This is a genomic window from Pseudomonas sp. AK-TSAG1-1, assembly GCF_056821665.1.
In genome coordinates this window covers 4,293,043-4,309,176 of sequence record NZ_CM165965.1, presented here as the reverse complement: position 1 = coordinate 4,309,176, position 16,134 = coordinate 4,293,043, and the positions used below count along the sequence as shown (strand labels likewise).

The following is a 16,134-nucleotide window of genomic DNA, read 5'->3' as shown; positions in this document are numbered from 1 at the left end:
CTGGCTAACTGGGCGAAACCGCCTAGCTTGAATGCATTGATCGGTATTTTTTTCGGGGAGTGGGGTGTTTTGAAGTTTTCGCCAATTCGGACGGCCACGGGGCTGGTACTCGTCGCGCTGACGGCATTTTCAGGGTTGCCTGCGCAGGCGGCGCAACTGGTTCGAGTGGGCGCCGCGCACTTCCCGCCTTACACGATCCGCCCGGAAAGCGGTGCCGATACCGGGCTGCTGCCGGAGTTGGTCGAGGCGCTCAATGCGTTGCAGACGGATTATCAGTTTGTCCTTGTGCCGACCTCGATTCCCCGTCGCTTCGGTGATTTCAAGCAGGGCCGGATCGACATGGCGATCTTCGAGAATCCCGACTGGGGCTGGAAGGATATCCCGCACACGGATGTCGATATGGGCCTGGAAGATGCCGAGATTTTCGTGGCGCAGCGCGAAGACGGTCGTCAGCAGAACTATTTCGCCGACCTCAAGGGCAAGCGCCTGGCGCTGTACAGCGGTTATCACTATGAGTTCGCCAACTTCAATGCCGATCCCAAATACCTTGCTGATACGTTCAACGCCACGCTGACCTATTCCCACGACAGCAACCTGCTGATGGTGCTGCGCGGGCGGGCCGACATTGCCTTGGTGACTCGCTCCTACCTGTTCGATTATCTGAAGCGCAACGAAAAGGTGAAAGACGATCTGCTGGTGTCGCAGCGCATCGATCAGATTTATCACCACTACGCCATTCTGCGCCCGACCGCTCCGATTACCGGCGAGGCATTCGGCAAGTTGCTGCAGGGTTTGCGCGACAACGGCCAGATGCTGAAGATATTCGATCCTTACAAAATTGCCGTGGTGCCGGTGCCCCATCCCTGACCGTTTTTCACCCGCGCGGCTAAATTTCCGCTCTCGGCTCACGTCCCATCGTTGAACTGTCGACGATTATCGTGAGCCCGACCCATGTCCAATCTGAATGACCTGACTGCCCTGGCCTTGCCTTCGGGCAGCCAACTGGTAGCCGATGCAACTGAAAGCCGTCTGAGCCTGAGTCTGGACGGGCAACCGCTGATTCGCCTGCGCCTGGATCGTGAAGGCAACGGCCCGATCCAGCTCGATGAGCGTTTTGCCCTGCCGCCAGGCCTGGCGCTATGGGCGGCCTGCTATTGGTTGTTTGCCCGCGAGCCGGCGCGCCAGCAATTGACCTGGCAACTCGATCAACCGCCTACCGAAGCCTTGCTCAGCGGTCTGCTGGTCAGCACCGAGGTGGCCGGTGAATATCGCTGCGAACGCGCGCTGTTCTGGCAACTGCCGCAGCCATGGCTCGGCGCGTCTCTGAGCGGCAGCTATCCGCAACACATGGTGATCAGCCATGGCAAGCGTCACCCGCTGCGCCCGGTGAAACCGCGCGGTGAGGTCTATCGGCGTTTCGATGCGCGTCTCGGCGCCTGGATTTCCCTGCGCACGGTGGAGATCGAGCAGGATCTGCCGCGTTTCAATCGCTGGCAGAACAGCCCGCGGGTCGCCAGTTTCTGGCAGGAAGAGGGCAGTCTTGAGCAGCATCGCGAGTACCTGAGCAAGCTCGACGCCGACCCGCACACGCTGACCCTGATCGGCTGTTTCGACGATCAGCCCTTCGCTTACTTCGAAGCCTACTGGGCCAAGGAAGATCGTATCGCGCCGTTCTACGACGCCGATAATTACGATCGCGGCATTCACATGCTGGTCGGGGAGGAAGATCACCGTGGCCCGCACAAGGTGGCGAGCTGGTTGTCGGCGCTGGTGCACTACCTGTTTCTGGACGATCCGCGCACTCAGCGAGTGGTCGCCGAACCGCGTGCCGACAACGCGAAGATGATCGGCCACATGCACAACCAGTGCTTCCACTGCGAAAAGGAATTCGACTTCCCGCACAAGCGCGCGGCGTTGATGATTCTGGGGCGTGAGCGGTTTTTTGATCGGTGCAAGTTGGCTTGATGCTCAGGCCTCGGGATTTCAATGATCCTGAGGTCGCCTTCGCAAGCAGGCTCGCTCCCACATTTGTCCTGTGTACGCAGAACCAGTGTGGGAGCGAGCCTGCTCGCGAATGAGGGCGCCACGATTTCGCTGATTAACGACGACCCATCGATGCCGCATCCCCACGACTGCCCGACACCTTGCGGCAGTGCACCAGTGCGTCGCGAATCATGAAGTTGACCAGGGTCGGCGAGACGCCGAGCTCCTTGGCGATGTCCTTCTGCGGCACGCCATGCAGGCGGTACATCTCGAAAGCGTAGCGGGTGCGGCTCGGCAGTTCGGTCAGCGCGTCGGCAATATGTTCCAGCGTCGAGAAATTGATGTGCGAGGTTTCCGGCGAAGCGCCCTGGATGACCACATTCAATCCTTCCTCTTCGGGTCCTGCGTATTTCTGCTCCAGCGCCTGTTTGCGGTAATGATCGATGGCAAGGTTGCGCACGATCTGGAACAGGTAACTCAATTGCGCCTTGATCGACGAGGTGATTTGCGGCGCCGACTGCAACCGGAAGAACGCATCCTGCACCACGTCTTCGGCGCGCGAACGGCAGCCGGTAATGCGCGCTGCAATCTTCACCAGAATCAGTCGATTGTCGACGAAGGCCTGAAGTAGCGGTGAATCGCACCTGCTTGTGGATACTTGTTCCGTCATGGAAATCACCTTGCTGCCAATAGGTTAGTGGGACGCCTGGGGGACGGGGCCGTCCTACACATCGAGCGACAAATTATGTTGAATGATAATGATTGTCAATTGAGAAAGAGAAGTAATGCTCCATAAAAGTGCGAAGCGAGCACTGCGACACACCGCCACACTCCCGCTCCCATTGGCGATCCAGCCTGCCGACTAATTATTTCAAGACGCCATCCGTTCTCATTGGTGAATGGTTCCGGGTACACAACCCCGGCCAGACAGCATTCCGAAGCCTTGCGCGGTCGGCACAGACCGCGCCCTGCATGCCCTTCGAGGGGCGTGACGCAGCAACCCGATTCCATTAGCAAGCCGAATTCAGGCAGGAAACCTCATGACCGACGCGTTCGAACTCCCCAGCACCCTGGTCCAAGCCCTCCAGCGCCGCGCGGCCCGGACACCGGATCAACTGGCCTTGCGTTTTCTTGCCGAAAACGCAGAGCAGGCTGTGGTGCTCAGCTATCGCGAACTCGATCAGCGCGCCCGCCGCATCGCGGCCGCGTTGCAGGCTGAAGCCGAATTCGGCGATCGCGCGGTGCTGCTGTTTCCCAGCGGCCCGGACTACGTCGCGGCGTTCTTCGGTTGCCTGTACGCCGGCGTGATCGCGGTACCGGCCTACCCGCCGGAGTCCGCCCGCCGTCATCATCAGGAGCGCCTGCTGTCGATCATTGCCGATGCCGAACCGCGTCTGCTGCTGACCAGCGCCGACCTGCGCGATGCCTTGCAGCAGATCGAAGGGGCACCGCCATTGCTGTGCGTCGATACTCTCGACAGCGCACTGGCCGAGCACTGGGTTGAGCCGAACCTGCCGCAAGATCACATCGCCTTCCTGCAATACACCTCCGGTTCTACCGCGCTGCCCAAAGGCGTGCAGGTCAGCCATGGCAATCTCGTGGCCAACGAACTGCTGATCCGCCACGGTTTCGGCATCGATGTGAACCCCGACGACGTGATCGTCAGCTGGCTGCCGCTGTACCACGACATGGGCCTGATCGGCGGTCTGTTGCAGCCGATCTTCAGCGGCGTGCCGTGCATTCTGATGTCGCCGGCGTACTTCCTCGGTCGGCCGTTGCGCTGGCTCGAAGCGATCAGCGAATACGGCGGCACCATCAGCGGCGGCCCGGATTTCGCCTACCGTCTGTGCAGCGAGCGCGTCAGTGAATCGGCGCTGGAGCGTCTCGATCTGAGCCGCTGGCGCGTGGCCTATTCCGGCTCGGAACCGATTCGTCTCGACACCCTTGAACGCTTCGCCGAGAAGTTCACCGCGTGCGGTTTCAGCGAAGACAGCTTCATGGCCTCTTACGGCCTGGCCGAAGCGACGCTATTCGTTGCCGGCACACCGCGTGGCACCGGCATTCCTGCACTGCGCGTGGACGATCAGGCGCTGGCGCAAAACCGCGCCGAGCCGGGCGACGGCAGCCCGATCATGAGTTGTGGCGTCAGCCAACCCGATCACGCCGTGTTGATTGCTGACCCGGTCACGCTGAAAGAACAGCCTGACAACCTCGTCGGCGAAGTCTGGGCCGCGGGGCCGAGCATTGCCCATGGCTACTGGCGCAATCCCGAAGCCAGCGCCAAGACCTTCGTCCAGCACGCCGGCCAGACCTGGCTGCGTACCGGTGACCTGGGCTTCATTCGCGACGGTGAACTGTTCATCACCGGGCGCCTGAAAGATATGCTGATCGTGCGCGGTCACAACCTCTACCCGCAGGACATCGAGCAAACCGTCGAGCGCGAAGTGGAAGTGGTGCGCAAGGGCCGGGTTGCGGCATTCGCGGTCAGTCAGGACGGTGAGGAAGGCATCGGCATCGCCGCAGAAATCAGCCGCAGCGTGCAGAAAATCCTCCCGCCCGAAGCACTGATCAAAGCCATTCGCCAAGCGGTGGCCGAGGCGTATCAGGAAGCACCGAGCGTGGTGGTACTGCTCAATCCGGGCGCGTTGCCGAAAACCTCCAGCGGCAAGCTGCAGCGTTCCGCCTGTCGCAATCGTCTGGCCGATGGCAGCCTCGACAGCTATGCGGTGTTCCCGTCCGCCAGCGAAGCCACTGAAAACCCAGGCGCCTCGGTGTCCGGGCTGGAAGCCCTGATCGGCAAGATCTGGGCCGAGCAACTGGGCGTCAAACAGGTCAACGCCGACGACCATTTCTTTCTCCTCGGCGGCAACTCGATTGCGGCAACTCAGGTGATCGCCAAAGTGCGCGAAGAACTCGGCCTGGAGCTTAACCTGCGCCTGCTGTTCGAAGCACCGACCCTGGCCGCGTTCGCCGCTGCCGTGGCGCAACAGCAACACAACGGTGGCAGCGCCCAAGGCGAAATCACCGCCTTGGCGCGCACTGAAGCGATGCCGCAATCGCTGGCGCAAAACCGTTTGTGGATCACCTGGCAGCTCGACCCGCAAAGCAGCGCCTACAACATCCCCGGCGCTTTGCGTCTGCGTGGTGAACTGGACGAGGAGGCGTTGCGCGCCAGCTTCCAGCAACTGCTCGAACGCCACGAATCCCTGCGCACGCGCTTCTTCGAACGTGACGGCGTGGCGCTGCAACACGTCGACGCGGCGAATGAATTCAACTTGCAACTGATCGATATCAGTGACCTGCCGGCGCACGAGCGTGAAGCCCGCGCGCAACAGATCCGCGAAGACGAAGCGCGCACTCAGTTCGATCTGGAAAAAGGCCCGCTGCTGTGGGTGACGCTGGTACGTCTTGACGACGAAGATCACCAGTTGCTGGTGACACTGCACCACATCATCGCCGACGGCTGGTCGCTGAACGTGCTGATCGATGAATTCTCGCGGCTGTACGCGGCCGCCTCCCAAGGCCAGCGCGCCGACCTCGCGCCGTTGCCGACCCAATACGCCGACTACGGCAGCTGGCAGCGCCAGTGGCTGGCGCAAGGCGAGGGCGAGCGCCAGCTGAGCTACTGGAAAGCCCAACTGGGCGACGAACATCCAGTGCTGGAACTGGCGACCGACCACCCGCGCTCGGCCAGACAGCTGCACAGCGCCGCCCGCCACAGCGTGCGTCTTGGCGTCAGCCTCAGCGATGCGATCAGGCAGACCGCCCAGGCACATCAATCGACGCCGTTCATGCTGTTGCTCGCGGCATTCCAGAGCCTGTTGCACCGCTACAGCGGCCAGCGCGACATTCGCATCGGCGTGCCCAATGCCAACCGACCGCGCCTGGAAACCCAGGGCCTGATCGGCTTCTTCATCAACACCCAGGTACTGCGCGCGGAGGTTGATTCGCGCTTGTCGTTTGTCGAGTTGCTGGCGCAAACCCGCCAGGCATCGCTCGGCGCTCAGGCGAATCAGGACCTGCCTTTCGAACAACTGCTCGAAGCCTTCCCGCAGGCCCGGGAGCAGGGTCTGTTCCAGGTCATGTTCAACCACCAGCAACGCGACTTGAGTGCGCTCAAGCGCTTGCCGGGGCTGCTCGCCGAAGAACTGCCGTGGCACAGCCGCGAAGCCAAGTTCGACCTGCAACTGCACAGCGAAGAGGATCGCAATGGGCGCCTGACCCTATCCTTCGACTACGCCGATGAGTTGTTCGAGGCGGCGACCATCGAGCGGCTGGCCGAACACTTCAGCAACCTGCTGCGCGCTGTCTGCGAGCAACCGCTACAAGCGATCGGTGACCTGCAAATGCTCACTCCGTGCGAGCACGAACAGCAGCAGGCATGGAGCGTCGCACCGTGCACCCCAGCGCAACAATGGCTGCCGGAACTGCTCAACGAGCAGGCACGCCAGACCCCGGAACGCACTGCGCTGGTGTGGGACGGTGGCAGCCTCGATTTCGCGGAACTGCACGCCCAGGCCAACCGTCTTGCGCACTACCTGCGCGACAAAGGTGTCGGCCCGGATGTGTGCGTGGCGATTGCCGCCGAGCGTTCGCCGCAACTGCTGATCGGCCTGCTGGCAATCATCAAGGCTGGCGGCGCCTACGTGCCGCTGGACCCGGATTACCCGGCCGAGCGCCTGGCCTACATGCTCAGCGACAGCGGTGTCGAGCTGCTGCTGACCCAGACTGCGTTGCTCGATCGCTTGCCGGCCAGTGAAGGCGTCAGCGTGGTCGCCATGGACACCCTGCACCTGGAGAACTGGCCGAGTCAGGCACCGGGCCTGCACCTGCACGGCGACAACCTCGCCTATGTGATTTACACCTCGGGCTCCACCGGCCAGCCGAAAGGCGTCGGCAACACTCACGCGGCATTGGCCGAACGACTGCAATGGATGCAGAACACTTATCGCCTGAACGACAGCGACGTGCTGATGCAAAAGGCGCCGATCAGTTTCGACGTGTCGGTGTGGGAGTGCTTCTGGCCGCTGATCACCGGCGCACGATTGCTGATTGCCGCACCGGGCGAGCACCGTGATCCGCATCGCATCGCCCAACTGGTTCAAGAGTACGGCGTGACCACGCTGCACTTCGTGCCGCCGTTGCTCTCGCTGTTCATCGATGAACCGCTGAGCGCTGAGTGCACCCGCCTGCGCCGGGTATTCTCCGGCGGTGAAGCGCTGCCGGCGGAACTGCGTAACAGAGTGTTGGCGCAACTGCCGGCGGTGCAATTGCACAACCGTTATGGCCCGACCGAAACCGCGATTAACGTCACCCACTGGCACTGCACAAGCGCCGACGGCGAACGTTCGCCGATTGGCCGTCCGCTGGGCAACGTGGTCTGCCGCGTACTCGACGCCGATCTCAATCCCGTGCCGGCCGGTGTGCCGGGTGAACTGTGCATCAGCGGCATCGGACTGGCTCGCGGTTACCTCGGTCGCCCGGCGCTGACGGCTGAACGTTTCGTGGTCGATCCGCTGGGCGAGCAGGGCGCACGTTTGTACCGCACCGGTGACCGTGCACGCTGGACCTCGGACGGCGTGATCGAATACCTCGGGCGTCTCGATCAGCAGGTCAAACTGCGTGGCTTTCGCGTTGAACCGGAAGAAATCGAAGCACGCCTGCTGGCCCAGGACGGCATCGCCCAAGCCGTGGTGCTGGTACGTGAAACAGCGGCCGGCGCACAACTGATCGGCTATTTCACCGCGCTTGATGTCAGCGAAGATCAGGACGCGCAGATCGCCCGCCTGAAAACTGCATTGGCCGCCGAGCTGCCGGAATACATGGTGCCGGCGCAACTGATGCGTCTGGCGCAAATGCCCCTGAATCCGAGCGGCAAACTCGATCGTCGCGCGTTGCCCGAGCCGCACTGGCAAGTGCGCGAGCATGTCGAACCTGTCACTGAACTCGAACAACAGATCGCTGCGATCTGGCGTGAAGTGCTGGGCCTGGCGCAAGTCGGTCTGCGCGACGACTTCTTCGCCCTCGGTGGTCACTCCTTGCTGGCCACGCAAATCATTTCGCGTACCCGTCAGGCCTGCGACGTCGAACTGCCGTTGCGCGCCTTGTTCGAGCACAGCGAACTGGCGGATTTCGCCGAGCAAATCCGCCGGATTCAGGCCAGCGGCCGCACCAACAAACAGCCGCCGATCGACAAGGTTGATCGCAGCAAACCTGTGCCTCTGTCCTATTCACAACAACGCATGTGGTTCCTCTGGCAGATGGAGCCGGACAGCCCGGCGTACAACGTCGGCGGCATGGCGCGCCTGCGTGGCGTGTTGCATGTCGAGCGTTTCGAGGCCGCCCTGCAGGCGTTGATCCTGCGCCACGAAACCCTGCGCACCACCTTCCCAAGCGTCGACGGCGTGGCGCGTCAGCAAGTGCATGCCGAGACGGGCGTGCGCATGGGCTGGAAGGATTTCTCGAAACTGGCGGCTGAGCAGCGTGAGCAAAAGGTTCAGCAACTGGCCGACGAAGAAGCGCATCTGCCGTTCGATCTGGAGACCGGCCCGCTGCTGCGCGCCTGTCTGGTGAAGACCGCCGAGCACGAGCATTACTTCGTCCTGACCCTGCACCACATCGTCACCGAAGGCTGGGCGATGGATATCTTTGCCCGCGAACTCAGCGCGCTGTACGAAGCGTTCGTCGATGACCGCGACTCGCCGCTGGAGCCGCTGCCGGTGCAGTACCTGGACTACAGCGTGTGGCAGCGCAACTGGTTGGAGTCCGGTGAGCGTCAGCGTCAACTCGACTACTGGACCGCGCAATTGGGTCGCGAGCATCCACTGCTGGAGCTGCCCGGCGACCGTCCGCGTCCGCCGGTACAAAGTCATCAGGGCGAACTGTTCCGTTTTGACCTCAGTGATGACCTCGCTGCCCGTGTCCGTGCGTTCAACGCGCAAAACGGTCTGACTCTGTTCATGACCATGACCGCCGCGCTCGCCACGTTGCTCTACCGCTACAGCGGCCAGACCGATCTGCGCATTGGTGCGCCGGTAGCCAACCGTATCCGCCCGGAAAGCGAAGGGCTGATCGGTGCGTTCCTCAACACCCAGGTGCTGCGTTGCCAGCTCGACGGCCAGATGTCGGTCGGCGAGTTGTTCGAGCAGGTGCGTCACACCGTGATCGAAGGCCAGTCGCATCAGGACCTGCCGTTCGATCATCTGGTTGAAGCCCTGCAACCTCCGCGCAGCGCCGCGTACAACCCGCTGTTCCAGGTGATGTGCAACGTGCAGCGCTGGGAATTCCAGCAGAGCCGCATGCTCGCCGGGATGACCGTCGAGTACCTGGCCAACGATGCGCGGGCGACCAAGTTCGACCTCAACCTGGAAGTCACCGATCTCGACCATCGCCTTGGCTGCTGCCTGACGTACAGCACCGACCTGTTCGACGAGCCGACCATCGCACGCATGGCCCAGCATTGGCGCAATCTGCTGGAAGCGTTGATCGCCGATCCGCAGCAGCGCCTGAGTCAATTGCCGCTGCTGGCTGCGCCGGAGCAACAGCAGTTGCTCGACAGCCTCGGTGTCGAGCCGGGCGAACATCGCCTTGACCAGTGCCTCCATCACCTGTTCGCCGAGCAGGCGCTGGCGCGCAAAGACGCGCCGGCCCTGACCTTCGCCGGGCAGACCCTGAGCTACGCCGAACTCGACGCTCGTGCCAATCGCCTGGCCTGGGCCCTGCGTGAGCGCGGCGTCGGCCCGCAAGTGCGAGTCGGTCTGGCGCTGGAGCGCTCGTTGGAAATGGTTGTCGGCCTGCTGGCGATTCTCAAGGCCGGTGGCGCCTACGTGCCGCTCGACCCGGAATACCCGCTCGACCGTTTGCACTACATGATCGAAGACAGCCGCATCGGTCTGCTGCTCAGCGATCGGGCGATGTTCAACGCCCTCGGTGATCTGCCGCCGAGCGTGGCGCGCTGGTGCCTGGAAGAGGACAGCGCGGCGCTGGCCGATTACCCGGCCAGCGAGTTGCCATTTATCAGCCTGCCGCAGCATCAGGCGTACCTGATCTACACCTCGGGTTCCACCGGCAAGCCGAAAGGCGTGGTGGTGTCCCACGGTGAAATCGCCATGCATTGCCAGGCGGTGATTGCACGTTTCGGCATGCGCCCGGACGACTGCGAACTGCATTTCTATTCGATCAACTTCGACGCCGCCACCGAGCGTCTGCTGGTGCCGTTGCTCAGCGGTGCGCAAGTGGTGTTGCGGGCGCAAGGGCAGTGGGACGCGGAAGAAATCTGCGGCTTGATTCGCGAACATCGCATCAATATTCTCGGTTTCACCCCGAGTTACGGCAGCCAGTTGGCACAGTTCCTCGCCACGCAACACGAGATCCTGCCGGTGCGGATGATCATCACCGGCGGCGAAGCGCTGACCGGCGAACACCTGCAGCGGATTCGCGCGGCGTTCAAACCGAGCCTGTTCTTCAACGCTTACGGCCCGACTGAAACCGTGGTCATGCCGCTCGCCAGTCTGGCGCCGCAAGTGCTGGAAGAGGGCGCCGGCAGTGTGCCGATCGGCAGCGTGATCGGCGACCGCGTGGCGTACATTCTCGACGCCGATCTGGCGCTGGTGCCGCAAGGCGCCACCGGTGAATTGTGCGTCGGTGGCGCGGGTCTGGCGCAGGGGTATCACGACCGTCCGGGCATCAGCGCCGAGCGTTTTGTCGCCGACCCGTTTGCCGCCAATGGCGGGCGCATGTACCGCACCGGCGACCTGGTGCGCCAGCGTGCCGACGGGCTGGTGGAATACCTGGGGCGGATCGACCATCAGGTGAAGATTCGCGGTTTTCGGATCGAGTTGGGCGAAATTGAAACCCGTCTGCTCGATCACGCTTCAATCCGTGAAGCAGTGGTGCTGGCGCTGGATACGCCGAGCGGTAAACAACTGGTTGCCTACCTGGTTACCGATATCGCCGAGCAAGGCGCAGTACAACAGGCCGAACTGCGCGAAGCGCTGAAGTCGCACCTCAAGCTCCAGTTGCCGGACTACATGGTGCCGACGCACCTGATGCTGCTGGCCAGCATGCCGCTGACCGCCAACGGCAAACTCGACCGCCGTGCCTTGCCGGCGCCGGACCCTGAGTTGAATCGCCAGGACTACGTCGCCCCGAGCAATGAGTTGGAGCAGACCCTGGCGCAGATCTGGTGCGAAGTGCTCAACGTCGAGCAGGTCGGTCTCAACGACAACTTCTTCGAGCTTGGCGGCGACTCGATTCTGTCGATTCAAGTGGTCAGCCGGGCGCGGCAGCAGGGCATTCACTTCAGCCCGCGCGATCTGTTCCAGCATCAGACCGTGCAGACCCTCGCCGGCGTCGCCAGCCGCAGCGAACAGGTGACGGCCGAGCAAGGTCTGGTCAGCGGTGAGTCGGCACTGACGCCCATTCAGCACTGGTTCTTCGACACTGAAATCCCTGAGCGTCAGCACTGGAACCAGGCGTTGCTGCTGGAGCCGAGCGTGACACTGCAAGCGCATCGCCTGGAGCAGGCACTGCTGGTGGTGATCGAACAGCATGACGCTTTGCGTCTGCGCTTCACCGAGGCCAACCGCGAGTGGCACGCGACGCACCAACCGGTGTCCGATGCGGCCGTGTTGTGGCAAGTGCGCGTCACCTCGATGGACCAGTGCGAAGCCCTGTTTGCCGATGCCCAGCGCAGCCTTGATCTGGAAAATGGCCCGCTGGTTCGCGCCTTGCTGGTAGACGGCCCCGAAGGTCAGCAACGTCTGTTCATCGCGATCCATCACTTGGTGGTCGACGGTGTGTCGTGGCGCGTATTGCTCGACGATCTGCAAACCGTGTATCGCCAACTCGACGCCGAACAGTCGGTGAAACTGCCAGCGAAAACCAGCGCCTTCAAGGACTGGGCGGCACGCTTGCAAGCCTATGCCGGCAGCGAATCGTTGCGTGAAGAATTGCGCTGGTGGCAGACGCAACTGGCCGGGCCGAGCGCTGAACTGCCGTGCGAAAACCCGCAGGGTGGGCGGCAGAACCGCCATGCGCAAACCGTCAGCGTGCGCCTCGATGCCGAGCGCACTCAACAGCTGCTGCAACAGGCGCCGCGCGCCTATCGCACTCAGGTCAACGACCTGCTGCTGACCGCATTGGCCCGTGTGTTGTGCCGCTGGAGCGGTCAGCCGTCAGCGCTGATTCAGCTGGAAGGCCACGGCCGCGAAACCCTGTTCGACGAGATTGACCTGACCCGCACTGTCGGCTGGTTCACCAGCGCTTACCCACTACGCCTCACCCCGCACAACATCGAAGAAGCCGCCGGGCAGGGCGCTTCGATCAAGGCGATCAAGGAACAACTGCGCGGTGTGCCGCACAAAGGCCTGGGCTATGGCGTGCTGCGTTATCTGGCTGATGAACTCAGCCAGCGCAGTATGGCGGCGTTGCCGATCGCACCGGTCACCTTCAACTACCTCGGCCAGTTCGACCAGAGTTTCGGCAGCGATGCGCTGTTCCGTCCGCTGGACGAGGCGGTCGGTGCGGCCCACGATCCGCAGGCGCCGCTGCCCAACGAGTTGAGCATCGACAGTCAGGTGTACGGCGGGGAACTGCTGCTGCGCTGGACTTTCAGTGCGGAGCGTTATGACGCGCAGACTATCAATGAGCTGGCCGACGCCTACCTCGGCGAACTGCAAAGCCTGATCGCCCATTGTCTGCAAGACGCCGCCGGCGGCCTCACGCCATCGGACTTCCCGCTGGCGAAACTGACCCAGGCGCAACTCGACGCGTTGCCGGTGCCGGCGGCGCATATCGAAGACGTCTATCCGCTGACGCCGATGCAGGAGGGCATGTTGCTGCACACCTTGCTCGAACCGGGCACTGGCCTGTACTACATGCAGGATCGCTACCGCATCAACAGCGAGCTCGATCCCCAGCGTTTCGCCCAGGCCTGGCAAGCGGTGGTCGCCCGTCACGAAGCGTTGCGTGCATCGTTCTGCTGGAACGTTGGCGAAGACATGCTGCAAGTGATCCACACTCCGGGGAGCACGCCGATCGAGTACCTGGACTGGAACGCCGTTGCCGAGGACGAACAGGAACCGCAACTGCAAGCGCTGCTCAAAAGCGAGCGCGAGGCCGGTTTCGATCTGCTCAACCAGGCACCGTTCCACCTGCGCCTGATCAAGGTCGGCGCGGCGCGCTACTGGTTCATGATGAGCAACCACCACATCCTGATCGATGCCTGGTGCCGCTCGTTGCTGATGAACGACTTCTTCGAGATTTACACCGCCCTGGGTGAAGGTCGCGAAGCGCAGTTGTCGCTGCCGCCGCGTTACCGCGACTACATCGGCTGGCTGCAACGCCAGAGCCTGGCCGAGGCGCGCCAGTGGTGGCAGCAGAACCTGCAAGGTTTCGAACGCACCACGCCGATCCCGAGCGACCGGCCGTTCCTGCGTGAGCACGCTGGCGAAAGCGGCGGGATGATCGTTGGCGACCGCTACACTCGCCTTGATGTCGAAGATGGCGCCCGCCTGCGTGAATTGGCCCAGGCCCATCAATTGACCATCAACACCTTCGCCCAAGCGGCGTGGGCCTTGGTCCTGCGGCGCCTGAGTGGTGATCGCGACGTGCTGTTCGGCGTCACCGTGGCCGGGCGTCCGGTGGACATGCCGGAAATGCAGCGCACGGTCGGCCTGTTCATCAACAGCATCGCCCTGCGAGTGAAAATGCCTGAGGACGATCAGCGCAGCAGCGTGCGTCAGTGGCTCAGCGGTTTGCTCGACAGCAACATGCAACTGCGCGAGTACGAATACCTGCCGCTGGTGAACATCCAGGAGCAGAGCGAACTGCCCAAAGGCCAGCCGCTGTTCGACAGCCTGTTCGTGTTTGAAAACGCGCCAGTGGAAGTCTCGGTACTCGACCGCGCGCAGAGCTTGAACGCGACCTCGGATTCCGGTCGCACCCACACCAACTTCCCGCTGACGGCGGTGTGCTACCCGGGCGATGACCTCGGTCTGCACCTGTCGTACGACCAGCGTTATTTCGACGACTCGACCATCGAGCGCATGCTCGGCGAGTTCAAGCGTCTGTTGCTGGCACTGGTCGATGGCTTCCATGGCGACATGGCCGATCTGCCGCTGCTGGGCTCTGATGAACAGCAATTCCTGCTGCACGGTTGCAACCAGAGCGCGCACGATTATCCGCTGGAGCAGAGCTACGTTGCGCTGTTCGAAGCGCAGGTCGCGGCGCATCCGCAGCGCATTGCCGCCACTTGCCTCGATCAGCAACTGAGCTATGCCGAGCTGAACCACAACGCCAACCGCCTCGGCCATGCACTGGTCGCGGCCGGGGTGCAAATGGATCAACCGGTGGCGTTGCTGGCGGAGCGTAACCTCGACCTGCTGGGCATGATCATCGGCAGCTTCAAGGCCGGCGCCGGTTATCTGCCGCTGGATCCGGGCCTGCCGAGCCAGCGTCTGCAACGCATCATCGAGCTGAGCCGTACGCCGCTGCTGGTGTGCACGCAAGCCTGTCGCGAACAGGCGCAGACCTTGCTCGATGAATTCAGCTGCGCCAACCGCCCACGGCTGTTGGTCTGGGAGGAGGTGCAAGCGCTGGCGACGGCGCTGCAAAACCCGGGCATCTACAGTGGCCCGGACAACCTTGCATATGTGATCTACACCTCGGGTTCAACCGGCTTGCCGAAAGGCGTGATGGTCGAGCAGCGCGGCATGCTCAACAACCAGTTGAGCAAGGTGCCGTACCTGAAGTTGACGGACGCCGATGTGATCGCGCAGACCGCTTCGCAAAGCTTCGACATCTCGGTCTGGCAGTTCCTCGCCGCGCCGTTGTTTGGCGCACGAGTGGACATCGTGCCGAATACCATCGCCCACGATCCGCAAGGTTTGCTGGTGCATGTACAGGCCCAGGGCATTACCGTGCTGGAGAGCGTGCCGTCGCTGATTCAGGGCATGCTCGCCGCTGAGCGCCTGAGCCTCGACGGCCTGCGCTGGATGCTGCCGACCGGCGAAGCGATGCCGCCGGAGCTGGCGCATCAGTGGCTGTTGCGTTATCCGCAGATCGGTCTGGTCAACGCCTACGGTCCGGCGGAATGTTCCGATGACGTGGCGTTCTTCCGTGTCGATATGGCTTCGACTCGCGGCAGTTACTTGCCGATCGGTACGCCGACCGACAACAACTTGCTGTACCTGGTCGATGGCGCGCTGGAACTGGTGCCGTTGGGAGCGGTGGGTGAGTTGTGCGTGGCCGGTACCGGCGTCGGTCGCGGTTACGTCGGCGATCCGCTGCGCACCGCGCCGGTGTTCGTGCCGAACCCGTTCGGCGCGCCGGGCGAACGTCTGTATCGCACCGGTGATCTGGCACGCCGTCGCAGTGACGGTGTGCTGGAGTACGTCGGCCGGGTCGACCATCAGGTGAAGATTCGCGGCTACCGCATCGAACTGGGCGAGATCGAGGCGCGTCTGCACGAACAACCGGAAGTCCGCGATGCGGCGGTCGGTGTGCAGGAAGGGGTCAATGGCAAGCATCTGGTCGGTTATCTGGTCGCCGCCGACACTGCGCTGAATCCGAGCGAACGCCTGGAGCGAATCAAGCAGCGCCTGCGCAGCGAGCTGCCGGAGTACATGGTGCCGCTGCATTGGTTGTGGCTGGATCAACTGCCGCACAACGCCAATGGCAAACTCGACCGCAAGGCCCTGCCGGCGCTGGAGATTGGCCAGCTGCAGAGCCAGGATTACCTGGCCCCGCGCAATGAGCTGGAACAGACCCTGGCCGATATCTGGGCCGAGGTGCTCAAGGTCGCCAAGGTCGGTGTACGCGACAACTTCTTCGAGTTGGGCGGTCACTCGCTGCTCGCCACGCAGATCGCCTCGCGGGTACAGAAAACCCTGCAACGCGACGTGCCGCTGCGAGCGATGTTCGAGTGCAGCACGGTGCAGGAACTGGCCGAGTACATTGAGGGCTTGGCGGCAAGCGACATCACCGAGGACAAAGTGGATCGGTTGAATGATCTGATGGCGGAACTGGAAGGCTTTTAATCTCCAGCGTCTGCCGCGGCCGCTTCGCGAGCAGGCTCGCTCCCGCAGGGGGTTTGTGTCGATCACAGATCCCTTGTGGGAACGGGCTTGCTCGCGAAGGCGTCAGTGAATT

General features: G+C 62.8%; 4 protein-coding genes. 3 read left to right on the top strand and 1 reads right to left on the bottom strand.

The features are described from left to right. Positions 1–69 precede the first annotated feature (69 nt). Both AC1UK9_RS19340 and AC1UK9_RS19335 read left to right on the top strand, forming a co-directional pair. Complete coding sequence (locus AC1UK9_RS19340; RefSeq protein ID WP_482578312.1) at positions 70–867, top strand: substrate-binding periplasmic protein; 798 nt, start codon at positions 70–72, stop codon at positions 865–867. 84 nt (positions 868–951) lie between these two features. Continuing rightward, entirely contained in the window at positions 952–1,965 is a 1,014-nt protein-coding gene (locus AC1UK9_RS19335) for a GNAT family N-acetyltransferase (protein WP_482578311.1), read from the top strand. A gap of 133 nt (positions 1,966–2,098) precedes the next feature. Here AC1UK9_RS19335 and AC1UK9_RS19330 read toward each other — a convergent pair whose 3' ends face one another. Continuing rightward, positions 2,099–2,653, bottom strand: a complete 555-nt coding sequence (locus AC1UK9_RS19330; RefSeq protein ID WP_025113192.1) for an RNA polymerase factor sigma-70 — start codon at positions 2,651–2,653, stop codon at positions 2,099–2,101. Between the two features lie 370 nt (positions 2,654–3,023). On the opposite strand from AC1UK9_RS19330, the gene AC1UK9_RS19325 reads away from it, so the two are divergent. Further along, positions 3,024–16,022 (top strand): non-ribosomal peptide synthetase, encoded by a 12,999-nt coding sequence (locus tag AC1UK9_RS19325; RefSeq protein ID WP_482578310.1) that lies wholly within the window; start codon positions 3,024–3,026, stop codon positions 16,020–16,022. Positions 16,023–16,134 lie beyond the last annotated feature (112 nt).

Excerpts from the sequence above, each read along its gene's own strand:
- AC1UK9_RS19335 (WP_482578311.1), top strand. The coding sequence starts at position 952 with ATGTCCAATCTGAATGACCTGACTGCCCTGGCCTTGCCTTCGGGCAGC.
- AC1UK9_RS19330 (WP_025113192.1), bottom strand. The coding sequence starts at position 2,653 with ATGACGGAACAAGTATCCACAAGCAGGTGCGATTCACCGCTACTTCAG.
- AC1UK9_RS19325 (WP_482578310.1), top strand. The coding sequence starts at position 3,024 with ATGACCGACGCGTTCGAACTCCCCAGCACCCTGGTCCAAGCCCTCCAG.